The organism is Microcoleus sp. Aus8_D2 (assembly GCF_036702665.1).
Taxonomy (GTDB): Bacteria; Cyanobacteriota; Cyanobacteriia; order Cyanobacteriales; family Microcoleaceae; genus Microcoleus.
This window is the reverse complement of record NZ_JAUBUN010000006.1, coordinates 213,671-237,802: the sequence shown is the minus strand read 5'-3', so window position 1 is coordinate 237,802 and position 24,132 is coordinate 213,671. Positions and strand designations below refer to the sequence as shown.

The following is a 24,132-nucleotide window of genomic DNA, read 5'->3' as shown; positions in this document are numbered from 1 at the left end:
CCCCCGCGTAGGGAAACGGCACTGCCGTCTCCTAGTTCCCAGGCTCTGCCTGGGAACCGATATCCAGAGGCTCTGCCTCGCTCTTGCATAAGGAGGCAGAGCCTCCGGATCGGCGTTACCAGGCTTATAGCCTGGTAACGAGTAATATTTTAAGCAATAGTATTAGTTCAATAACTCAGAATTGACAATTAGCCAATAGAAATAAATCTTGCATTAAACTCAAATTGTGCGATCGCACAAATCGTCGCAAACATTGCAAAAATAATTGTTTCGTATTAAAAAAATATAAAATTTAGACCAAAATAGCCAAAATGTGTTTAAACCTAATAATTGATGGCTAATTTTAAAACGCAATGGATACAGCTAATTTTCCGTGGTTAACAACAACAATTCTGTTTCCCATTGCTGCGTCCCTGCTGATTCCTTTGATTCCCGACAAGGACGGCAAGACGGTGCGGTGGTATGCACTAATTGTAGGTTTGCTCGATTTTGCCCTGCTTGTTTACGCTTTTTGCACTCAGTACGACTTCAGCAATCCAGACTTGCAACTGGTTGAAAGTTATACTTGGGTGCAGCAACTCGATTTAAATTGGTCGGTGGGTGCTGACGGTTTGTCGATGCCGCTGATTTTGCTAACTGGTTTTATTACTACGCTGGCTACTTTAGCAGCTTGGCCAGTCACATTTAAACCGAAGCTATTTTACTTTTTGATGCTGACAATGTACGGCGGCCAAATCGCAGTTTTTGCCGTACAGGATATGTTGCTGTTTTTCCTAGTTTGGGAACTAGAATTAGTTCCGATTTACCTGATTTTGTCCATCTGGGGCGGGAAGAAGCGCCTCTACGCAGCAACTAAGTTTATCCTGTACACCGCAGGCGGTTCGCTGTTTATTTTGGTGGGCGCGCTGACGATGGCGTTTTACGGCGATACCGTGACTTTCGATATGCGGGCGATCGCAGCCAAAGAATTCGCCCCCAATATAGAATTGCTCCTGTACGCAGGATTCTTAATAGCCTACGGCGTCAAACTGCCAATTTTTCCCCTGCACACTTGGCTCCCTGACGCCCACGGCGAAGCAACCGCACCCGCCCACATGTTGCTAGCAGGAATTCTGCTAAAAATGGGCGGCTACGCCTTGCTGCGGATGAATGCGGGAATGCTCCCCGACGCTCACGCTACTTTCGCACCACTCTTAGTAATTTTGGGTGTAGTTAACATTGTTTACGCCGCCTTAACCTCTTTTGCTCAGCGCAATTTAAAGCGAAAAATTGCTTATTCTTCAATTTCCCACATGGGGTTTGTGCTGATTGGGATAGCTTCCTTTACCGATCTGGGAACGAGCGGCGCCATGCTGCAAATGGTTTCCCACGGTTTGATCGGCGCGAGTTTGTTCTTCATGGTAGGCTGCACTTACGATCGCACGCACACGCTCATGCTGGACGAAATGGGCGGCGTCGGTAAGAAAATGCGGAAGGTTTTCGCGATGTGGACTGCTTGCTCTATGGCTTCCTTGGCCTTGCCAGGAATGAGCGGTTTTGTAGCAGAATTAATGGTATTTGTAGGTTTTGCAACCAGCGATGCTTACAATCCGGTGTTTAAAGTTTGCGTGGTATTTTTGGCGGCTGTCGGGGTTATTTTGACTCCGATTTACCTGCTGTCGATGCTGCGGGAAATCTTCTACGGCCCGGAAAACAAGGAATTGTCGGAACACGAAGAATTGGTGGATGCGGAACCGCGAGAAGTGTTTATTATTGCGGCTCTGTTAGTGCCGATTATTGGCATTGGCTTGTATCCAAAGATGCTCACTCAAGTTTACGATGCGACTACTATACAGTTGACTGCCAAATTGCGGGATTCTGTGCCTGCTCTGGTGGCTAAGGCTGCTGCCGATACAACAGTGTCTCTGCGCGCTCCGGCGATCGAACCTAGTAAGTTGTAAATAGGTTAGTAGTGAGGACTTCAGCCCGCATCAAAACTAGGACTAAAGTCCTCACTACGAGCCTTATAAATTCGTTCGTAGTGAGGACTTCAGTCCGCATCAAAACTAGGACTAAAGTCCTCACTACGAGCCTTATAAATTCGTTCGTAGTGAGGACTTCAGTCCGCATCAAAACTAGGACTAAACTACGAGCCTTATAAATTCGTTCGTAGTGAGGAATTCAGTCTGCATCAAAACTAGGACTAAAGTCCTCACTACGAGCCTTATAAATTCGTTCGTAGTGAGGACTTCAGTCCGCAGAAAAAAGAGAAGTAGCCGTAGGGTGCGCCGCCATTTTTGAATCCATAAATTAAAAATCGACAATCTCACATATCCGCACCTTACCTAATAGTTGATAAAACAATCTCAACATTTCTATAATTTTTTTTAAAAAAATATTAGTGTGTAGCCTTCATTGTTCTTGTTTCTATACTTGCTAGAAAAGTTAGAGTTAAGAATATTTACGAACTCATCTTAGCCGTTATAGATCGATCGCAATACCCCATAATCTCAAACCCAGGCATCGAGCTTAAATTCTTCCGCTAAAAAATCAATAAAACTCATTATTTTTGCCGGATAAAAGCGGCTGCGACGATACACCGCATAAATTGGCAAGGGAGTCGGCTGATAATCCTGCAACACAACCTTGAGATCGCCCCGATAAATCTCATCACCAAACATCCAGACTGGCGCCACCGCAACGCCCAAACCCGATAACACTGCTGCTCGAATAGCCACAGAACTATTAGTTTGAAAACAGCCCCCAACCCGCACCTTAATAGTGCCATCTGTTCCTAAAAAATGCCACTCATTCCCCGTTGACAGATGGGTATAAACAATACAATCATGATCCACTAAATCATCCGGTGTTTGGGGCTCTCCCGCTTGCTCAAAATAGCCTGTTGTTGCCACTGTGACGCGGCGGGTCGTGCCGATGCGATGGCTAATCAAGGAACTATCCAAATGATTTCCAATGCGGATCAAAAGGTCTAAACCATTCTCTACAATGTCCACAAAATGATCCGCCATCATCAGATCGATCTTGACATCGGGATAGCGTTTCATAAAAGCTTTTAAACGAGGGACAATCTGCATTTGCCCAAACAGCACAGGACAGCCCAATCGTAAAATTCCTGTTGCTCGTTCTTTCTCTTTTAAACTAGCCTCCGCTTCCGCCACGGTTTCCAAAATCTGCTGACAGTATTGATAGTATTTTTTCCCCTCCTCGGTCAAACTCAAGTTGGTAGTTGAACGAGTGAGTAATTGTACCCCCAAATATTTTTCCAGAGCGGCGATTTGCTTGCTAATGGTGGGTTGCGTCGTCTGTTGTTCCCGCGCTACCGCAGAAAAACTCTTCATTTCGATCGCCCGAACGAAAGTCTGCATACAGGCAATTCGATCCATACAGCACCTATTCCAAAATGGCATATAACATATTCTATTCTGCCTCCTTCTCAAAAAAATTGAAATAGATCATGATATTCGCATCAACCGTTCTCACGAACAAACAAAGATGTTAAAACTCAAATCCCTCAGTCCTCTGTTCGCTACTCTAGCCATTGCTAGTGCTATCAGTGCGGGAGACGTAGCTGTACATAGCTTTTTGCCAAAATTCCAAAATACGGCGATCGCCGCCCCGGAAATGACCGTTCAGCAAAAAATCGATATTATTAGTAAAAGTAAAGGACAAGTTGGTAGTGGCGACCAATTGCGACGATTTTTCTATGGTGATTTATTACCCTTAGGAGTACAACCCGGTGGAGCAGGCATGGTGGTCAATCTCTACAACAAAGCCAACAATGTTACCTTCTCTTACTGTTCTACCTACGATGTTGTTGTCGCTGTGAAGCAAGGGAAAGTAACGACTTTTCCCGCCGCTGAAGTGAAGTAATTTGCCTGTTCCCTTGCTGACTTTAAGTAAGGGACAATTCCCGATCTATATAATTAATGGATATGTAACATGGAACTTCAAGACATCTTTGCATTATTACATCCGGCGATCGCCATTACTGTAGTCTTTCCCTTAATCGGCGTTGTGGTGAATCGCGCCCTACTCACCCGTCAGCGTCGCCTGCAAGTTGCCGGTGGGGAAAAAAGTAAAATTCCGCCAGTAGTAGGTTCCGAGCACGTTGCGATCGGTAGTTGGCTGAGTGGCTCAGTGGTAGGCGTTGCCCTACTGGGAATGGCCTATCCCATCTTCTCAAAAATGCTCAGTAACGACATCCTTACTAAAGAACCCTTCCGAGTCTTGTTTGTCATCGCCATTTTCCTGTTAACCATTGCTTCTTTCACGCTACTATTTAAAGCAAGAGTTAAACTCTGGCGAGGCATTTTTGCCACTTTGACGGGCATGGGATTGATTGTTTTAGGGTTTCAGCCAGAAATTTATCGTCGAGATAATGAATGGTTTGTTTCCCATTATTACTACGGTATGACAGCGGCTTTATTGATGATTTTTTCATTGACGATTATCCAAAATATTTATCAGGACAAACAAAATCGCTGGCGCACCGTTCATATCATTCTCAATTGTTTTGCTCTGCTGCTATTTATCGGTCAGGGAATGACTGGTGCCAGAGATTTATTAGAGATTCCCCTCCACTGGCAAGAACACTATATTTATCAATGTGACTTTACCAACAAAACCTGTCCTCAACCAAAATAAAAGGGTGATTTAATTCTCATGAAAGACAGAATTTTGGCCTTAGAATCTTATGTTCGTTTTTCCGATAAAGTCGCTAAGGTGACACAGATTATTGAGACGGAAAATTCTAGCATCGCTATTTGGGGAGTCAAGCCTGGGCAAATTGTGCAAGCTCATTCTCACCCCGATGGACAAGATACTTGGGTGATGCTCCGGGGCAATTTGACTTATTATTTAGGCAATGGTGAAAGTCAAAGCTTGAATGCTGGTGAAGTTGCGATCGCAGAAAAAAATCAGATTCATGGGGCAGTGAATGAGAATAGTGAAGATGCTGTGTTTGTCTCGATTTATTCTGCTCCCAAAATTGGCTATGAAAAGGCATCACCCTAAGCTAATTTGTATATTTATAAATTACCTAATTATCCAAACAAGTTTTTATGAGTTATCAACATTTTTGTAAATCGCACTCCCGATAAAGAAACCGGGTTTTTTACCTAATCTGCGGACTACTGCGAAAGATTTTCGTCAAAAAACCCGGTTTCTGGCCACCCATGCGTAAGTCCTAATTATGAACATTGCAAAAAAAATCAATAAATTTTTAATTCGACTTCCCAGCAGCATATATCTTAGTATTGCTGTTTTAATTTTTGCTAGTTCTAGTTCTATCACTCGTAAAATCGTTGAAATTGGGCAAGCTCATGCTATAAATGGCAGAAATCCTATCTCACTCTGCAATGTCTTATTTGTGGGTAATATTTGTGCTTTGGGGTTAATGACTGTAATTTTTCATCAAGACTGGAAACCGAATACTCTGAAAGCTCTGACTCGTAAAGATTGGATTAGTTTAACCGTTACAGGTATTTTATCGGGGGCGATCGCTCCCGCCTTAATTTTTAATGCCCTGGGACAGACAAATGTTACCAATATCGTTTTAATTGGGCGCATCGAACCAATTTTAACCCTGGTATTGGGTGTTTTGCTGTTGGGTTTGCGGGTCAATTTTTGGGCAAGTGCAGGCTCTGTGATTTCCTTAGCCGGGGTGATAGTCACTGCTTTTTTAGGGAGTTCAGGCCAAACGACGGCTGGATTTCAAATTGGAACTGGAGAAATTTGTGTAGCGATCGCTGCTATCATTGGTTCGATTTCGACAGTTGTTGGTAAACTGCAATTACAATCAATTCCCTTGGGAATTTTTACCATTTATCGCAATATTCTAGGGACGGTGATTTTTTTCCTATTGGCTAATTTCCTTTACGGACCAAACCATTTTGCAGAAGTGTTATCTCCTTTTCTGTGGCAATGGATGCTCGTCTATGCGGCGATTATTGTCGTCACGGGTCAATTATGTTGGTTCGCTGCTTTGAAAAATGCGACTTCAACGGAACTAAATTTAGCCAATTTAGTGAGCCCAATTGCAGCAATAGTGATGGCTTATTTAATTTTAGGAGAATCTCCTACTTTAGCTCAATATTTAGGGGGAAGTTTATTATCCGTCGGGATTATATTTGCTTTTATTGGCCACCGATATGAGGCTAAGGTAAATCGAGAATTAGTTAACCCCAGTCCTCGCGATGCAATGGAAATGGCGATCGGTTTCCGGGGAGTTTAATATTTTTATCTGCATCTTTCAGTCGCAATATTTCGGAGAGTTTCATTGCTAACCGATATGTAGCTAGAAACCCGATTTATACGAGTTTTGCTATACCCTCACGATAAATATACGAGTCAACCGGGTTTCTGAGGTCATTTTTATCTGCATCTTTAAGTAGCTGAAAGGCTAATAAACTAGACATTTTGCCAAAATCAAAACTCTCTAAAAATAATCGGCGCTCATCTGTGTTTATCTGCAATCATCTGCGGTTTCAGTATCAATAAAATATTTGGCAAGAGCTGTACGAATAAGCGACAGTATTTCAGTCATATTTGCGGCCACGCTCACCGAGTCGTTAGCTCGCAATACTCTATACCCAATATTTTAAAATTACCAGTGGCTCGATCGCTCTTCAATTCGGTACGAGCTCTTCTTGTCTGTAGCCCGATCGCGCTCCGGAGAGTGCGATGCTTTTTCGTTGGGCGATCGCCAAGTTGTACGATACTTTCCTCTGTCAAATAAATATTAGCAGGCAGAAAAGGTATATTATGACTTTAACCAGATCATCTCTGAAGAGATATGTTCTACTGCTCGAATCCAAGGTGCTCTAATCCTTTCAATCCCGACAAATCTAAATTTTGTCAAAGTTGCGGCCAGCCCGACCTCACGCCTCTATTCAGGAACCGCTACCGCGTGATTCGACTGTTGGGCGAGGGGGGATTTGGCAGAACTTATGAAGCGGTAGATATCGATCGCATGGACGATCCCTGCGTCATCAAGCAGTTTATGCCCCAAGTTCAGGGAACATCAGCACTTGAAAAGGCTACAGAACTGTTTAAGCAAGAAGCGAAACGACTTTACGAACTCGGCGAACATCCCCAAATTCCTAGATTAATTGCTTATTTTGAACAAGACAACCGGCTTTATTTAGTACAAGAATTGATTGAGGGGCAAAATTTACTAGCTGAATTAACTCAGCAGGGCGTTTTTAGCGAAGAAAAAATTTGGCAGTTGCTGGCAGATGTTTTGCCGATTCTGAAATTTGTGCACGATCGCAATGTTATTCACCGAGACATCAAACTTGAGAATATCATCCGCCGCCGCACTTCCCCTAACTCATCTATATCGCCGGGAAATTTTCGTAATTCTGCTTTTCGGAGGGGAGCGCTCCGAGAGTTAGTGTTGATAGATTTCGGCGTTTCCAAACAAGTGACGGGCTCCCTGATGACCAAAGTAGGCACGACGGTAGGAACGCCCGGATATTCGCCTGTGGAACAAATGCGGGGTCAAGTTTTCCCGGGAAGCGATTTGTACAGTTTGGGGATAACTTGCCTGAGACTGCTAACTAAATGTTTGCCAAAAGTTGACGGTTCCGATGACCTTTACGACCCGATAAATGGCGGCTGGATTTGGAGAGAACGCTTGCCTGCGGGTACAAAAATCAGCAGCGAGTTGGCAAAAATTTTAGATAAATTAATTGAAGATTATCTCAAAAATAGATATCAATCTGCTGATGAAGTAATCAAAGCTTTAAATCTATATTCTTTACCTCCACAACCCCATTTGGGGAAGGGCGGACAACTTACTTTAAATTCTGCTCAGCCCAAGGCAGCTCTACCTCCGCTAAATGCTTATCTGACGGAGACCGAACAACTTGCTATCAATGCTCCGCTCAATCAAAGCAGGCAAACAAACAGCAATATATCTGTAAATCCGAGGGGAAAATCTCACTCAAATCCGCCTCAAAACAATGTGTTGCAAAGGATTGCTGCTGTCAAAAGCACTTTTGATTTTCCGGTGGTGACAGTAGACAATCGCGGGCAGCCAACTAATCTTAAGAGTGGAAAAGCGCGTTTTTTTGAAGAACATCTCGGCAGCGGTACAGTCATGGAAATGGTATCGGTTCCAGGCGGTACTTTCCTGATGGGTACCCCAAAAGATCGAGGTGACAGCGACGAAAAACCGGAGCACTCAGTAACTTTAGCATCTTTCTATATTGGCAAATTTCCAGTCACTCAGGCACAGTGGACAGCAGTTGCAGGCCTGCCGGAAATTAAAATATTTCTCAATCCCGATGCTGCCCGTTTTAAAGGTGCAAATCGACCTGTCGAAAATGTATCTTGGTACGAGGCGGTGGAGTTTTGCGCTAGACTTTCTCGGAAAACTGGTAAGAATTATCGCTTGCCTAGCGAGGCCCAATGGGAATATGCTTGTCGGGGGGAAACTACGACGCCGTTTCACTTTGGGGAAACGATTACCAGCGAGTTAGCAAATTACAACGGAAATTCTAATTACGCTGATGCGCCGAAGGGAGTTTATCGCTTTCAAACTACAGATGTGGGCAGTTTTAAACCCAATGCTTTCGGATTGTACGATTTGCACGGAAATGTGTGGGAATGGTGCGCGGATTCTTGGCACAATAATTACAACGGCGCGCCTCTTGATGGCAGCATTTGGGAGTCTGGCGGCGACTTTTCGCTGAGGTTGTTGCGCGGGGGTTCTTGGAACGATCATCCTCCGAATTGTCGCAGCGCGTGCCGCCTCAGATATCAGCCGGATTGCAAGGCTAGTATTGTGGGTTTTCGAGTTGTTGTTTCTGTTGTTTGATAAGAATTCGTCAGTAGTCAGTAGTCAGTAGTCAGCAGTCAGCAGTCAGTAGTCAGTAGTCAGTAGTCATCAGGAAGAAGGAAGCTTTTTACGGAGCCATATTTTACGCTTAATTAGTAATCAAAATCTGAGGACTTTAGTCCTCACTACAAACACTTTATAAAACAGGTTCGTAGTGAGGACTAAAGTCCTCTAAATCCGAGGACTAAAGTCCTCACTACAAACAGCAGTTTTTACCAGAAAGAATTGGTTGAAAGCCCAAAGCCCGATCGGGAGAAATTAAAATTAGACGATTCATTACTCCAATCCTCGGACTTCCTTTGTCAAGTGCCCTCAAGCGGTCAACTATCAACTGTCAAGCGGTCAACTGTCAAGCGGTCAACTGAACTTAAGTAGCCTTCTTCTGAGGAGCCACCATGCGTTCTACACTCATAGCAGCAACGCTCAACGTCACCACAGCCATGCCCAGAATTGCCACAGGCTGCAACTTCTCATTGATAATTATAAACCCGAAGAGTGCGGTCATCGCCGGCCCCAAAGTGCCAATTACTGACGCTAAGGCCGCCCCCGCGAACCGGATGGCAAAATTGTTCAAAAGATAGCTAAACAGCGTCAGTACCCCTAAAACAACGCCTCCCCAAATCAAACCAGGCCAAACATTTTGGTCGATTTGAGGAGCCAAATTTTCCGACAGCGGCACCCACAAACTCAGGGCGGAAAATACAAAAATCGCGGCGAAATTAACTAAACTAAAAGGAATCGGGTGCAGCTTGCCCGCGGCCATTTGCGTCAGCAATACGTAACCTGCAAAAGTAATCCCAGAAGCCAGTGCCGCCGCGACTCCCACCCCGACATTGCCGCCGCCCGGAGCTGGCGCCGCAAAACTCGGCCACCCTGCTAAAATCAGACCTAGGGTAATCCCGGAGATCGCGAAAAAGCCGATCGTACTGGGGCGAGCGCCAAACAACAGCCAAGAACCGAGTACGGTGACGATCGGGTAAATAAAGAAAATCGTAATCGCAATCCCCGCCGGAATATTGCCGATCGCCAGATAAATCAAAACCTGAGACAAAAACAGAAAAAATGCGCTTCCTAAAACCTTGCTCCACAAAGCTCGATCGCCCGACTGGAACAACCGTTTAAGATCTTTCCAGACATTCGGATACAGAAAAGTCGCCAATATCGGCATCAAAGCCATCACCACGATCAGCCGCATCAACAAAATCAACAGAGAATTTCCAAAACCCCGAGTCACCACCCCATCAAGTTCAAACAAGCCAAAAATCATCCGAGGATTTCTGCTTTTAATCAGAATTCTCAAACAAACATTAAACAGCGACAATACCACCGCCGAAGACAGAGCCAGCACCAAACCAGCCTGCACTTGAGAAGTTACTTTAGTGGCTGCGGTGGGCGCTGCTGATGGCTGTGGAACGGCTGGGCGCGGCGCATCCGCAGGTGTTGGCGACAGAACTTGCGGGCGGACAGAATTAACAGAATTAGTTGATTGCTCGGGATAGGAATCTTGAGCATCGAAAGGATTGTCAAGATATTCTTCTTCTTCTTCGAGTTCTTCCCTGATGCGGTTTACTAGATTTTGTAACAGCTCTTCCCCTTGCAGTTCTAGGGTTTTCATGTTGTTGAGCCGCATGGACAGCTCGCTTTCGTAGCTGCTCAAATCTTGTTCCAGCATTTGGAAACTGCGATCGATCCGCTCATCCAGGGCCGCCAATAACTCCGAGGCCCGTTCGTCGTAGTTGCTCGGCGGCATGGGTATGGGGAATTCGCCACTGGGAATCGGGCTGCTGAGAGAATGTCCCGAGTTAGCGCTGAGTTCGTTGAACCGCTGCACCAACAAATCCTGCAAATTGTGAGCCAAAACTTGAGCCAACTGCTTCAGCCACAATTGCTGCTGCTGAATGTACCGCCCAGACAGAGATTCCATTTGCTGAGACTGCAATTTGCGATATTGCTCCCGGAGGTCTTCAATATCTTCAATCAGGTGATTTTTTTCAGTTTGCAGCCGAGTAATGTCCTGATTTAACTGGCCTTTGACATTTTCATGCAAAGCGTCAAGTTCCTGCATCACTGAGTTGAGGACTTCTTCTGCTGATTGTGCATCCCCTGCGTCGCCTTTTGGCGAGTATTTGTTCCGGTTCGCCATTAGCCTATAACCTCTAATTTAAACTGCACGAGAGAGTGTTCTTAAGTATTGTGGGCTGCATCAGGTCGCAAGTTCTAGTGAGTTGCTCTCAAAGATTGCGGACACTGTTTAATCAATAGTAGTCGCTCAGCTAGAAATGTGAGAAAATTGCGTGAAGCGAAGCTATCCCGCTCTTAATCGCCCCAAGAACACTTTGTGCAATTAGAAATCATACTACAGCTTGACCTCTGCACGGATTGCTCCGGGTAATTCTCGCATCCAACTCACCCGCATCGCCAGCAGACTCGCCCCTTCCCGACAGCTAAAGTTGAGTGTGGGGCCCACACTCCTCACCCCTAAAGGCATAATTTGAGCCTTAAACGGTCAGAAACCCGGTTTCTGGGCCCAAGTCTCTGCCACACTCTTGCACCCGGATTTATGATATTAAAAGTTTCGATCTTTTGCTCGCCAAAGTTTTAAGAGGCGATCGCACCCTCAATCTGTCACTCCGCGCCATCAAGAAACTAACACATCCCATCCCCCGAGAGCAACAGATATGGTTTCCGAAAATTATGACAATTCCTTTACAGGCGATCGCCCAAACCTGAATATTTCTGACCAAGCCGAAGTGTTTGTCTTTCCCGCATCATTTGCACAACAGCGCCTGTGGTTTCTCGACCAATTCGCACCGGAAAACCCTTTCTACAATGTAGTAACAGCACTGCGCTTAACTGGTTCCCTCAACATAACAGCCTTAGAGCAAACCTTCAACAAAATAGTCCAGCGCCACGAAACTTTACGCACCACTTTTGCAGCGGTATCGGGCGAACCAATGCAGATAATTTATCCCGATTCTCCGATTAATTTACAAATATTAGAACTGCAAGATTTGCCGCCAGAACAACGGCAAACAGAAGCCCAAAAAATCACCGCAGCCGAATCTCTTCGCCCTTTCAATTTATCCACAGGCCCGCTGATGCGAGTCACTATTTTGCGGCTGACAGATAGCGATCATGTTCTGTTGCTAAATATGCACCACATCGCCTCCGATGATTGGTCGATCGGCGTGCTAATTCGCGAAATACAAGCTATTTATACAGCTTTGATAAACCGACAACCATCTCCCCTGCCAGAATTATCGCTGCAATATGCCGACTTTGCCGAATGGCAGCGCGCATGGCTCCAAGGAGAAGTATTAGAAACTCAGCTAGCTTATTGGCGACAGCAATTACGCGGGATTTCGGTGTTAAATTTGCCGATCGCTCGCCCTGCACCAGCTCGCCAAAATTATCGCGGAAAAACTCAATATTTAGAACTACCTAAAAAGCTTCAAGACTCGCTCCTAGAGCTTTCGCAGCGAGCGGGAGCGACTTTATTTATGACATTGCTCGCCGCATTTCAAACTTTGCTGTACCGCTATACAGGACAAGCTGATATTGTTGTCGGTTCGCCGATCGCCAATCGCAACCGCAGCGAAATCGAAGCATTAATCGGCTTTTTTGTCAATACTTTAGTGCTGCGAACAGACTGCTCGGGAAACCCGACATTTCGAGATTTTTTGGGGCGGGTGCGGGAAGTTACCCTGGGAGCTTACGCTCATCAAGATTTGCCTTTTGAGAAACTCGTCGAGGAATTGCACCCAGAGCGATCGCTCAACCGACACCCGCTGTTTCAGGTAGTATTCGGCTTGCAAAATGCGCCTGTGGACGAGCTAGAATTGCCAGAATTAAAGTTGAGTTCTTTTCATTTAGAAACTCAAACCACGCGCTTTGATTTAGAGCTGCATTTGTGGGAAGCTGCGGATAAGTTTCGCAGCAGGTACGGCGCACAGTGGCAAGATTCGGAAGGACTCAGAGGCGTAGCTGTTTACAATCCAGATTTATTTGATGAAATTACGATCGCCCGAATGCTGAAACATTTTAAAACACTGCTGGAAAGCATTGTGGCGAATCCGGAACAAGGAATTGCCAACTTACCTTTATTGAGCGAGGATGAAGTGAATCAATTATTACGAGAATGGAACGATACTCGCACAGATTACCCTCAAAATAAGTGCATTCATCAGTTATTTGAGGAGCAAGTCGAGCAGCATTCGGAGGATGTCGCCGTAACTTGCGACAGCCAGCATTTGACTTACAAAGAACTTAACAGTAAAGCCAACCAATTGGCGCGCTATTTGCAAAAACAAGGCGTGGGGGCGGAGGTTTTGGTGGGGCTGTGCGCCGAAAGATCGATCGACCTTATTGTCGGGATGCTGGGTATACTGAAGGCTGGAGGCGCTTATTTACCGTTAGATCCGAGCTATCCGCGCGATCGGCTAAACTTGATGCTGGAAGATGCGGGAATCAAAGTCTTGGTAATTCAAGATAAATTGAGCGAAAATTTCCGAGACTTCTCGCATTTGGTTATTAAGTGCGATCGCGACTGGGAACAAATCGCCCAAAAAAGTACAGAAAATCTCACCAACACAGTCACAGCCGATAACCTAGCTTACGTTATTTACACATCCGGCTCCACCGGAAAACCCAAGGGAGTTGCTGTCACCCACAAAGCAGTAAATCGGCTGGTACTCAACACCAACTACATAGAAATAGCACCCAGCGATAAAATTGCCCAAGCATCAAACGCTTCATTCGATGCAGCCACCTTCGAGATTTGGGGAGCCTTGCTCAACGGCGCTCAACTCGCCATAATTAGCACAAATATTACGCTTTCGCCTCACGATTTAGCATTGGAATTGCGGCAACAACAAATTACCATTTTATTTTTAACTACAGCTTTGTTTCAACAAATTGCCAGAGTTTTACCGCAAGCTTTTAATTCGTTGCGCTGCTTGCTGTTTGGCGGCGAAGTTGCAGATATTAGATGCGTGAAAAAAGTTTTAAAACAGGTGGAAAATACTCAATTAATTCACGTTTACGGCCCTACCGAAAATACCACATTTTCGGCTTATTATCCGGTGCGAGACGTGCCGGAAACCGCCACATCTCTCCCCATCGGGCGCCCGATCGCCAATACGCAGATTTATCTCCTGGATGCGGATTTGCAGCCAGTGGCGATCGGCATTCCAGGCGAATTGTACCTCGGCGGCGACGGGCTGGCGCGAGGCTACCTCAACCGCCCAGATTTAACTGCTGCTGCATTCATTCGCGATCGTTTTAGCAACAAACCAGATTCATACCTTTACAAAACAGGCGATTTATGCCGCTATTGGGTTGACGGCAATATCGAGTTTTTAGGCCGCGCTGACAACCAAGTAAAAATTCGCGGCTACCGCATCGAATTAGGCGAAATAGAAGCTGCTTTGTGCCAACACCCACAAGTAAGCCAAGCCGCAGTAATTGTCAGAGAAGACATCCCCGGCGACAAACATTTAGCAGCTTACGTTATTCCTGACGGGATTAATCAAAACTCAGAAACTCCCAATCTCAAATCAAGTGACTTGCGCCAATTATTGAAACAAAAGTTACCAGGATATATGGTACCTGCAACTTATACAGTGTTGGAGTCCATGCCGCTGACACCCAACGGCAAAGTTGACCGCGGGGTATTACCTAAGATAGATACAGACAGCGAGGATCTAACAGTAAATTATGTAGAACCTCGGAATGAGATCGAAGAGGTGCTGGCGAAAATTTGGGCTAAAGTTTTGGGAAAACAGCAAGTTAGTATCTACGATAATTTCTTTGAACTAGGCGGGCATTCCCTGCTAGCAACGCAGTTAATTTCTCGCATCCGAGACGCTTTGCAAGTCGAATTACCTGTCAGCAATTTGTTTGAAGCGCCGACAGTGGCCAGTCTGGCAAAATACATTGAAACAGTGCGCTGGGCTGCTAAAAATCAAACGACTACCAACCAGAGCGTAGATACTAGAGAAGAGGTGGAATTTTGAATATAGTTGAATTTATCTCTTACCTTCGCAGTCTAGATATTAATATTTTTGTGGAAGGTGAGCGCCTGCGCTGCAACGCTCCTGAAGGAATTATTACGCCGGAATTGCGCGCCGAAATATCTGAGAAAAAAGCCGAAATCATTTCATTTTTACAAGCAGCTAATCGTACTTCTAATTTTACTTTGGCACCGATCGTTCCGATCGAGCGCGACGGAAATCTACCGCTGTCCTTTGCACAGCAGCGGTTGTGGTTTCTCGACCAATTAGTGCCGAACAATCCTTTTTATAATGTTCCCGCCGCCTTGCGCGTGACGGGCGCGCTCTACTTTCCGGCGCTGCAACAAACCTTCAATGAAATTGTGCGCCGTCACGAAGCTTTGCGGACGAATTTAGCAGTGGTGGCGGGCGAACCCGTGCAGAGAATAGCTGCGGCTTTTCACGTGCCGATTTATGTATTTGACTTGCGAAAGTTTCCCGAGGAATCTCGCCAAGCTGAAGCAAATCGGCTCACGGCTAAGGAAGCTGAACGCCCTTTCAATCTGTTAACAGATTTGTTGCTGCGCGTGACATTATTGCAGTTAGACGATCGCGAATATTTGCTGATGCTGAATATGCACCACATTGTCTCCGACGGTTGGTCGATCGGAGTGCTAATTCAGGAATTAGGCGCAATTTATACGGCTTTTGCGATCGGAAAACCTTCGCCTTTACCCGAGTTGTCGGTGCAGTACGCTGATTTTGCAAAATGGCAGCGCCAATGGCTGCAAGGCGAAGTTTTAGAAACGCAGCTTGCTTACTGGCGACAGCAGTTAAACGGCATTTCGATGTTAAATTTGCCTGCGGATCGGCCCCGCCCCGCAGTTCAAAGTTATCGAGGAAAACGGCTGCTTTTGCAACTGCCAAAACCGCTCAGCGAGGCTTTGGAAATGTTGAGCCAGCGCCAAGGAGTGACGCTGTTTATGACATTGCTGGCAGCTTTTCAAACGTTGCTTTACCATTACGCGCAGCAATCAGATATTGTTGTCGGTTCGCCGATCGCCAATCGCAACCGCAGCGAAATCGAAGCATTAATCGGTTTCTTTGTCAACAGTTTGGTGCTGCGGACAGACTGCTCGGGAAATCCCACTTTTCTGGAACTTTTAAACCGAGTCAAACAAGTCGCATTAGGAGCTTACGCTCACCAAGATTTGCCGTTTGAGAAGTTAGTAGAAGAATTGCACCCCGATCGCGCGCTGAACCAAAATCCCTTATTTCAGGTAGCTTTTGCGCTGCAAAACGCGCCCGCACAGCCGTTGGAATTGCCAGAATTAACCTTCAGCCCGCAGCAGTTAGACGTGCAAACAGCCCGGTTTGACTTAGAATTGCATTTGTGGGAGCGATCGCCCAACAGCTCGGAAAGCAACAAATCGCCCAGCAACAAGCTCTGGGTTGACACTTCCGAAGGCATTAGCGGGATGATGATTTACAGCGCCGATTTATTCGATGAAGCGACTATTTCGAGAATGATTGGGCATTTTCAAACCTTGTTAGAAAGTATTGTCGCAAATCCCGAAGAGCGCATCGCCCACTTGCAATATATGAGCGAGGAAGAGCGCGATTATTTGTTATTTGAGTGCAACAAAACTGCGGTTAATTATCCGCAAGATTTGTGCGTGCACCAGCTTTTTGAACTTCACGCCTCGCAAACGCCGGATGCAGTGGCGCTGGTATTTGCAGAGGAGCAAATCACCTATGGAGAGCTGAATCTCCGCAGCAATCAACTAGCACGTTACTTGCAAAAAATCGGGGTGGGGGCGGAAGTTTTAGTCGGGCTTTACTGCGGGCGATCGATCGAGCTAATTGTCGGGATGTTGGCTGTACTGAAAGCGGGGGGAGCTTATCTGATTTTAGATCCAAGCAATCCGGTTGAGCGATCGCACTTTACGATCGCAGATGCTCAAGTGTCAGTATTGCTTACCAGCCAGGGGTTGAAACCCCTGTCTTATAGCGAAAGTCGTCTCAAGACGACTGAAACAGCAGAAGTTTCTAGTCGGCTTGAGCCGACTTGTGCTATGAGCCAGGGAATTGATTCCCTGGCGGATGATGGCGAAGTGCAAGATTTAGAAACACAGTCAGACGATCGAATTCACCATCCCAGAGTTGTTTGTCTAGACACAGACTGGGTGACGATTTCCCAAGAAAGCGCCGACAATCCGACTAGCGCCGTCACAGCCGCAAATCGGGCTTACGCGATTTATACCTCCGGCTCCACCGGAAAGCCGAAAGCGGTGGAAATTGAGCGCGGGAGCCTGTTAAATCTGATTTTTTGGCATCAAAGAGAGTTTGGAGTGTCAGCGGGCGATCGGGCTACGCAAATTGCTGCGATCGGCTTTGATGCTTGCGGCTGGGAAATTTGGCCGTATCTCGCCGCCGGATGTAGCATCTACTTTCCCGAAGACGATATCCGGCGAGATCCCGAAAAACTGCAAAACTGGTTGATCTCAAATGCGATCGCGATTAGCTTTGTACCGACACCGTTAGCCTCGCAACTCTTGCGATTAGATTGGCCTCCAACAACAGCATTGCGAATCCTCCTCACAGGCGGCGAAAAATTGCAACAACATCCTCTCAAATCCCATCCATTTAAGCTGGTAAATAATTACGGCCCCACCGAAAATACAGTCGTCGCAACTTCCGGTTATATTCCCGCAACAGAAGCAGACATCGCCCCCACAATTGGCCGCCAGATCGCGAATACTCAAGCATACATATTAGACAAATATTTGCAACCGGTACCCGCAGGCGTTGTCGGCGAATTGTACATCGGCGGAAACGGACTCGCTCGCGGCTATCTCAACCGCCCCGATTTAACCGCAGCCAGCTTTATTCCCAATCCTTTTCAACCAAATTCACGAGAGCGAATTTACAAAACTGGCGACTTAGTGCGCTACCGAGCCGACTACAACTTAGAATTTTTAGGACGCATTGACGAACAAGTAAAAATTCGCGGTTTCCGCATCGAATTAGGCGAGATCGAAACAGTTTTAACTCAACATCCAGCGGTGCAGCACACTGTAGTAACGACTTCAGAAGATGGACAAGAAAATAAACGTTTAGTAGCTTATATAGCCCTGAATCCAGAATACAGCAGCGCCAGCGAAACCGAGCAAATTAGGGAATTGCAAGCAGAACAGGTTTCGCAGTGGCAAATGCTCTACAATGAAACCTACAATCAACCTGCCGCCGAGTCAGATCCAACGTTTAATATTGTCGGCTGGAATAGCAGTTATACCAATCAGCCAATCCCAGCGGCACAGGTGCGCGAATGGGCGCACAATCAAGCCGCGCAAATTTTAGCTTTGCAGCCGCAACGAGTCTTAGAAATTGGCTGCGGTACAGGCTTAATGCTGTTTCAAATTGCACCTCACTGCACTCAATATTGTGCCACAGATTTTTCCCCAATTTCGATTAACTACATTCAACAGCACTTAGGAAATCAACAGTTAGCTAATGTAACGCTGCATCAAAAAATGGCTGCTGACTTTACCGGAATAGAAACAGCCGCGTTTGACGCGGTAATTCTCAATTCGGTAGTGCAGTATTTCCCGAATATCGACTATCTCGTGCAAGTGCTAGAAGGTGCCGTGAAAGCAACTGCTCCCGGCGGCTTTATTTTCATCGGAGATGCGCGCAGTTTGCCGCTGCTGGCTGCTTTCCACGCTTCGGTACAACTGCATCAAGCCGAACCGAGTGTCGCTGGCGAACAGTTGCAGCAGCGAGTACAAATGCAAATGTTTCAAGAAACAGAGTTAGTCATTCACCCAGATTTTTTTAGCGCCTTACAGCACCAATTTCCGCAGATTGGCGGCGTAGAAATTCAATTAATTCGCGGTAGTTACCACAATGAGTTAACTAATTTTCGGTACAATGCAATTCTGCATATTGCGCCCGAGAAAGATCCCCCCAACCCCCCTTATGAAGGGGGGCTAAGAAGTGACTCTGATTTTTCAGAAAAACCAGAGATTGAGAAGGCATCGCAACGGCTCGATTGGTTGGCGGAAAATCAGAATCTGACTGTGACAAAGGTGCAACAAATATTATTAGAAAATCAACTCGATGTTTTAACAATTGCTAAGGTGCCGAATGCACGGGTAACTGCTGCGGTGAAAACAGCAGAATTGCTGTCAGTTGCCGATAAATTTGCCACCGCAGCCCAGTTGCACAAAGCTTTGGAAAAAGTTGATAATTTAGGAGTAGATCCAGAAGCTTGGTATGCTTTGGAAGTTCCATATAATGTTAGTATTGCTTGGTCTGATTCCGACAGTGACGGGCGCTATGATGTAGTGTTTTCCCGGGGCGAAACTCGAAATTTTGTGCGATCGATCGCAGGCGATAACTTGCTTCCTTGGCGCTCTTATGCTAACAATCCCTTACAAGGGAAAGCAGCGCGCAAATTAGTGCCGCAGTTGCAGGCTTATCTAACCGAAAAACTGCCTGATTATATGATTCCGTCGGCTTTTGTGGTGCTGGAGTCGCTACCGGTGACGGCTAACGGAAAGGTCGATCGCCTCGCTTTACCCGCACCAGAGCCGGTTAAGTTAGAATGGGCTGGCGGTTATCTTGCGCCTCAAACTGCGATCGAGCAAATTTTAGTCAAAATTTGGGCGGAGGTTTTGGGAATCAAGCGAGTGGGTACCCGCGACAATTTCTTTGAATTGGGAGGCCATTCGCTGCTGGCGACTCAGCTTGTTTCGAGAGTGCGAGATGCTTTCGGGATAGAGTTACCTTTGCGTAGCGTTTTTGAAGCACCGACAATCGGAGAATTAGCTGAGGTTGTGGAGAGTTTAAAGGATAATAATGCTAAAAGTGAAGTTCCGGCTTTAGTGCCGATTTCGCGGGATAGCCGGCGGCGGAAGCTATCATCTTTGAATCAATAAAATAAATAAAAAGGTTCGTAGTGAGGACTTTAGTCCTTTCCCCCGAGGACTAAAGTCCTTACTACGAACCTTTCGAGCGCGATTTTATCTTTTAGAAATAGGACTAAAGTCCTTACTACGAACCTTTTGATTAGCGACTAACAATCGGATATGATATTATCTGAACATGATTGAAATATGCAGCAAGAAACAGAAGTTTTCGTATTTCCCGCATCGTTTGCTCAGCAGCGGCTGTGGTTCCTCAATCAATTAGCACCGGACAATCCTTTCTACAATGTTTCAACCGCACTTTACTTAACAGGTTCCCTCAACTTAAGAGCCTTAGAGCAAACCTTCAACGAAATTGTGCGGCGACACGAAAGTTTGCGCACTACTTTTGCGATGTTGGAAGGCGAAATCGTGCAAATTATTGCTCCGATGCTCGCGGTATCTCTCCCCACAATCGACTTACAAAATCTATCGCCAACTCAGCAAGAAACCGCAGCGCTGCAACTCGCAATTGATGCCGCACAAAGCCCTTTCGATTTAGCCACCGGGCCGTTATTCAAAGTAACGCTGTTAAAACTGAGTGAAACCGAATATATATTGTTGCTGAATTTGCATCATATTGTGGCTGATGGTTGGTCGATGGGAGTGCTAATTCGAGAGCTGGGAACGCTCTACACGGCATTTGTAAAAAACGGGCGATCGCCCCTCGCAGCACTTCCCTTGCAATACGCCGACTTTGCAGAATGGCAGCACCAATATTTGCAGGGCGAAGTGTTAGCAACCCAATTAGCTTATTGGCGCCAGCAGTTAAGCGGAATTACTGCGATCGATCTACCGACAGACAGACAAAGGCCGGCGGTTCCCTCCTACCGGGGCGCCAAAGAGTCGATCGCACTTTCTGCCGCTTTAAGTAACTCAATAAAGTCGCTGAGCCAGCAAGAAGGCGCGACTTTATTTATCACCTTGCTGGCTGCTTTTCAAACTTTGCTCTACCGCTATACAGGACAAGTTGATATTGCAGTAGGAACGCCGATCGCCAATCGCAACCGCAGCGAAATCGAAGCATTAATCGGTTTTTTTGTCAACAGTTTGGTGCTGCGCGCCGACTTATCGGGAAACCCGACGTTTCAGGAACTATTGCATCGGGTAAAAAACGCCGCCATGACAGCCTACGCGCACCAAGATTTGCCGTTTGAGAAGCTGGTGGAGGAATTGCACCCCGATCGCGAATTGAGCCGCAATCCCCTGTTTCAAATTAGTTTCAGCCTGCAAAACACTCCTGTAGCAGCGCTAGAATTGCCGGGAATCGCCCTGAGGGCGATAGACTTTGACACCGGAAGCGCCAAGCTGGATTTAGAGTGCAACTTGTGGGAAGATGCAGGCAGCATTCACGGGCAATTTATTTACAGCACCGACTTATTCGATCGCGCCACCATTGCGCGGATGGCGGGACATTTTCAAACGCTGCTGTCAGCGATTGTTGCTAATCCCAAACAGCGCCTCAGCGACTTGGCTTTGCTGACAGCGCCAGAATCCCTGCAATTATTAATCGATTGGAATGACACCCACAGAGATTATCCGCAAAATCAGTGTTTCCCGCAGCTATTTGCAGAGCAAGTCGCGCGATCGCCCGATGCTGTCGCCGCCGTCTTTGAAAACCAGCAATTAACCTACCGCCAACTCAACAGCCAAGCCAACCAACTCGCACGCTACTTGCAGCAATTGGGAGCCAAACCAGAAGTTTTAGTCGGCATTTGTGTCGAACGTTCTTTAGAGGCGATCGTCGGAATTTTAGGCATTATCAAAGCAGGCGCCGCCTACCTCCCTTTAGATCCAAATTATCCTCAACAGCGCCTCAAATTCATGTTAGCAGATGCTGGCGTGTCGATTTTGGTAACTCAGCAGCACTTAGCAAAAAACTTAACTGCGCCAGAATATGCACTCGTTTGTTTGGACTCCGACGGAGACAATATCGCCCGAGAAAGCCCACAAAACTTAACTTTAAATATCCTACCAGAAAACCTGGCTTATGTAATTTATACATCCGGTTCAACCGGAAAACCCAAAGGCGTTTTAATCGAACATCGCGGACTTTACAATTTAGCTTTAGCTCAAAAAGAAGCTTTTCACTTAAACTCAAATCACCGCGTTTTGCAATTCGCATCCTTGAGTTTTGATGCCTCGATTTTTGAGATTGTCATGGCCTTGGGAAGCGGAGCCACACTTTACTGCGCCCGCAAAGAATCTTTGTTACCCGGACAAACATTAATCGATTTTTTGCAGGACAATGCTATTACCCACGCTACCTTCCCGCCTTCGCTGCTAGCTGTGCTTCCAGACGCCGAACTTCCCGCACTGCAAAGAATTATATGTGCTGGCGAATCTTGTTCCTCGGATGTGGTGAAACGCTGGGCTTTTGGACGCAGGTTTTTTAACGCTTACGGCCCTACAGAGGCGACTGTTTGGTCGAGTTTTGCCGAAATTGGCTATCACCAAAAACCCCCAATCGGCCGCCCAATTGCCAACACGCAACTCTATATTTTAGATGAAAATTTACAGCCCGTACCCGTGGGAATTCCCGGTGAATTGTACGTCGGCGGTGCTGGTGTAGCCCGAGGCTACCTCAACCGCCCGGAATTAACCGCCCAGCGCTTTATTCCTCATCCGTTTAGCGAGAAAGCCGGAGAACGAATTTACAAAACAGGTGACTTAGCTCGCTATTTACCCGATCGCAATATTGAGTTTTTAGCCCGCACCGACGCACAGGTAAAAATTCGCGGCTATCGCATAGAATTAGGAGAGATTGAAGCGCTGCTGGTGGAGCATCCAGCAGTCAAAGCAACAGCCGTGGTGGCGGAAGCTGATGTATCGGGAAACCAGCGCCTAGTTGCTTATGTTGTCAGCGATCGCGATCGGGCGCTCAATCCCTTGGAAATGCGTAATTTCCTCAAGCAAAAGCTGCCCGACTATATGATTCCCCATGCCTTTGTGGCGATCGCATTTCTGCCCCTAACTCCCAACGGCAAAATCGATCGCCTGCGCCTAAAAACACCGGAGAATCTCACTAGCAATGCAACAGATAAAAGCTGCATTGCACCTCGCACGCCAACCGAATCAACCCTCGCCAAAATTTGGTCGGAAATCCTCAACACCGAGCCTGTGGGAATTCGCGACAACTTCTTCGATTTGGGTGGAGATTCCCTGCTGACAATTCGCCTGATTAAGGAGGTTAACCAGCAATTTAACCGCGAGTTACCGCTATCGTCTTTGTTCTTAAATCCCACAATAGAAGGTTTAGCAGATTTGCTAGATTCAGGAACAAATTCTGGAGAATGGTCGCCTTTAGTCGCAATTAAACCTGGCGGTAAAAATCCGCCTTTTTTCTGCGTCCATCCCATCTTTGGCGTCGTATTTCCTTATTGCGAACTAGCATTTGGGTTAGGAGAAAATCAACCGTTTTACGGGCTGCAACCAAAGGGAATCGACGGCGAAATTGCTCCCTTAACTCGCATTGAAGATATGGCGGCTGACTACATTGCAGCCTTGCGGACTGTTCAACCACAAGGCCCTTATTTTTTAGGAGGTTGGTCTTTTGGAGGTTTAGTGGCTTTTGAGATGGCTCAACAATTGCTCGGAGCCGGCGAAGAAGTGGCAATGCTGGCGGTGATCGATACTTTAGCGCCGGTTGCTGCTAACAAACCTTCTGTTTGGGACAGTTGCAAGTTTATTTTGACTACTGTTTCGCGCTCTATCTGGCCTTTTGTAGTCGATTATTTTCGCTTGGTGGCTGCTGCGGAAAATGTGCAATTTAGCGGTATAGCTGCGCGGTTTCCTAAATTAAATAAGCTGCTGAATTGGGTAGCTAAGTTTTGGCAGGGTTGGAATTGGAAACAGGCCGTTATGGTGAGCATCTTATCTCAGGAGTCAAACCAAAACAAATGGCGCGAGCTGGCAATTCCCTCAATGTTTACTGTATTTCAGGCTAACAGTCAAGCAACTCTCAGCTATGTACCGAAAATTTATCCGCACCGAATTACTCTGTTTAGATCCGGCGAAAATCTCAGCACGAACCATCAAGATCCGACTCTGGGCTGGAGGGATTTAACGACGGAACAAGTAGAGGTGATTCGAGTTCCTGGGAATCACCTTACTATGTTGAGAAAACCCTATGTTGAGGTGCTAGCTCGACAGCTAATGCTTTGCTTGGAGAAGGAAATAATTGATTAGGTTCGTAGTGAGGACTTTAGTCCGCAAAAAAAGAGAGGACTGAAGTCCTTACTACGAACCTAAGAACCGTTCGTAGTGAGGACTTTAGTCCGCAAAAAAAGAGAGGACTGAAGTCCTTACTACGAACCTAAGAACCGTTCGTAGT

The 24,132-nt window shown here is 46.3% G+C and carries 12 protein-coding genes; 9 read left to right on the top strand and 3 right to left on the bottom strand.

Translation table 11 applies throughout. The features are described 5' to 3' along the window. The first annotated feature begins 353 nt into the window (after positions 1-353). Positions 354-1,940, top strand: a complete 1,587-nt coding sequence (locus QUB64_RS07345; protein ID WP_333267288.1) for an NAD(P)H-quinone oxidoreductase subunit 4 — start codon at positions 354-356, stop codon at positions 1,938-1,940. Positions 1,941-2,489: 549 nt separating this feature from the next. On the opposite strand, the gene QUB64_RS07340 is transcribed toward QUB64_RS07345, so the two are convergent. Continuing rightward, on the bottom strand, positions 2,490-3,365 hold the full coding sequence (locus QUB64_RS07340; RefSeq protein ID WP_333267286.1) for a LysR family transcriptional regulator: 876 nt from the start codon (positions 3,363-3,365) through the stop codon (positions 2,490-2,492). Positions 3,366-3,492: 127 nt separating this feature from the next. On the opposite strand from QUB64_RS07340, the gene QUB64_RS07335 reads away from it, so the two are divergent. The 5 genes from QUB64_RS07335 to QUB64_RS07315 all read left to right on the top strand — a co-directional run bounded on the left by QUB64_RS07335 (position 3,493) and on the right by QUB64_RS07315 (position 8,821). Continuing rightward, on the top strand, positions 3,493-3,870 hold the full coding sequence (locus QUB64_RS07335) for a hypothetical protein (RefSeq protein ID WP_333267284.1): 378 nt from the start codon (positions 3,493-3,495) through the stop codon (positions 3,868-3,870). A 69-nt stretch (positions 3,871-3,939) separates the two neighbouring features. Further along, entirely contained in the window at positions 3,940-4,644 is a 705-nt protein-coding gene (locus tag QUB64_RS07330; protein WP_333267282.1) for a DUF4079 domain-containing protein, read from the top strand. Between the two features lie 18 nt (positions 4,645-4,662). Beyond that, complete coding sequence (locus QUB64_RS07325; RefSeq protein WP_333267280.1) at positions 4,663-5,013, top strand: cupin domain-containing protein; 351 nt, start codon at positions 4,663-4,665, stop codon at positions 5,011-5,013. A 178-nt stretch (positions 5,014-5,191) separates the two neighbouring features. After that, positions 5,192-6,232: a DMT family transporter gene (locus tag QUB64_RS07320; RefSeq protein WP_333267277.1), complete on the top strand. Its 1,041-nt coding sequence runs from the start codon at positions 5,192-5,194 to the stop codon at positions 6,230-6,232. A 561-nt stretch (positions 6,233-6,793) separates the two neighbouring features. Next, on the top strand, positions 6,794-8,821 hold the full coding sequence (locus tag QUB64_RS07315; RefSeq protein ID WP_333267275.1) for a bifunctional serine/threonine-protein kinase/formylglycine-generating enzyme family protein: 2,028 nt from the start codon (positions 6,794-6,796) through the stop codon (positions 8,819-8,821). 388 nt (positions 8,822-9,209) lie between these two features. On the opposite strand, the gene QUB64_RS07310 is transcribed toward QUB64_RS07315, so the two are convergent. Together QUB64_RS07310 and QUB64_RS07305 are read right to left on the bottom strand one after the other, a co-directional pair. Then, a complete protein-coding gene (locus tag QUB64_RS07310) occupies positions 9,210-10,985 on the bottom strand; it encodes a DMT family transporter (protein WP_333267273.1) in 1,776 nt (591 codons plus the stop codon). A 213-nt stretch (positions 10,986-11,198) separates the two neighbouring features. Then, positions 11,199-11,330, bottom strand: a complete 132-nt coding sequence (locus QUB64_RS07305; protein ID WP_333267271.1) for a hypothetical protein — start codon at positions 11,328-11,330, stop codon at positions 11,199-11,201. Between the two features lie 190 nt (positions 11,331-11,520). Between QUB64_RS07305 and QUB64_RS07300 the strand changes: the two genes are divergently transcribed. The 3 genes from QUB64_RS07300 to QUB64_RS07290 all read left to right on the top strand — a co-directional run bounded on the left by QUB64_RS07300 (position 11,521) and on the right by QUB64_RS07290 (position 23,987). Then, positions 11,521-14,856 carry a non-ribosomal peptide synthetase gene (locus tag QUB64_RS07300; protein ID WP_333267269.1) on the top strand — a complete coding sequence of 1,112 codons (3,336 nt, stop codon included), beginning with the start codon at positions 11,521-11,523 and terminating at the stop codon, positions 14,854-14,856. Beyond that, positions 14,853-19,772, top strand: a complete 4,920-nt coding sequence (locus QUB64_RS07295) for an amino acid adenylation domain-containing protein (protein ID WP_333267267.1) — start codon at positions 14,853-14,855, stop codon at positions 19,770-19,772. Before QUB64_RS07300 ends, QUB64_RS07295 begins: the two co-directional genes overlap by 4 nt. Positions 19,773-19,949: 177 nt before the next feature. Next, positions 19,950-23,987, top strand: coding sequence for a non-ribosomal peptide synthetase (locus tag QUB64_RS07290; RefSeq protein WP_333267265.1), 4,038 nt, complete (start codon positions 19,950-19,952; stop codon positions 23,985-23,987). Positions 23,988-24,132: the final 145 nt, after the last annotated feature.

Bases quoted from the DNA above. Each gene is read 5' to 3' on its own strand.
- QUB64_RS07330 (WP_333267282.1), top strand. From the start codon at position 3,940: ATGGAACTTCAAGACATCTTTGCATTATTACATCCGGCGATCGCCATT.
- QUB64_RS07315 (WP_333267275.1), top strand. From the start codon at position 6,794: ATGTTCTACTGCTCGAATCCAAGGTGCTCTAATCCTTTCAATCCCGAC.
- QUB64_RS07290 (WP_333267265.1), top strand. From the start codon at position 19,950: ATGCAGCAAGAAACAGAAGTTTTCGTATTTCCCGCATCGTTTGCTCAG.
- QUB64_RS07305 (WP_333267271.1), bottom strand. From the start codon at position 11,330: ATGCCTTTAGGGGTGAGGAGTGTGGGCCCCACACTCAACTTTAGCTGT.
- QUB64_RS07340 (WP_333267286.1), bottom strand. From the start codon at position 3,365: ATGCAGACTTTCGTTCGGGCGATCGAAATGAAGAGTTTTTCTGCGGTA.
- QUB64_RS07320 (WP_333267277.1), top strand. From the start codon at position 5,192: ATGAACATTGCAAAAAAAATCAATAAATTTTTAATTCGACTTCCCAGC.
- QUB64_RS07325 (WP_333267280.1), top strand. From the start codon at position 4,663: ATGAAAGACAGAATTTTGGCCTTAGAATCTTATGTTCGTTTTTCCGAT.
- QUB64_RS07300 (WP_333267269.1), top strand. From the start codon at position 11,521: ATGGTTTCCGAAAATTATGACAATTCCTTTACAGGCGATCGCCCAAAC.
- QUB64_RS07335 (WP_333267284.1), top strand. From the start codon at position 3,493: ATGTTAAAACTCAAATCCCTCAGTCCTCTGTTCGCTACTCTAGCCATT.
- QUB64_RS07345 (WP_333267288.1), top strand. From the start codon at position 354: ATGGATACAGCTAATTTTCCGTGGTTAACAACAACAATTCTGTTTCCC.
- QUB64_RS07310 (WP_333267273.1), bottom strand. From the start codon at position 10,985: ATGGCGAACCGGAACAAATACTCGCCAAAAGGCGACGCAGGGGATGCA.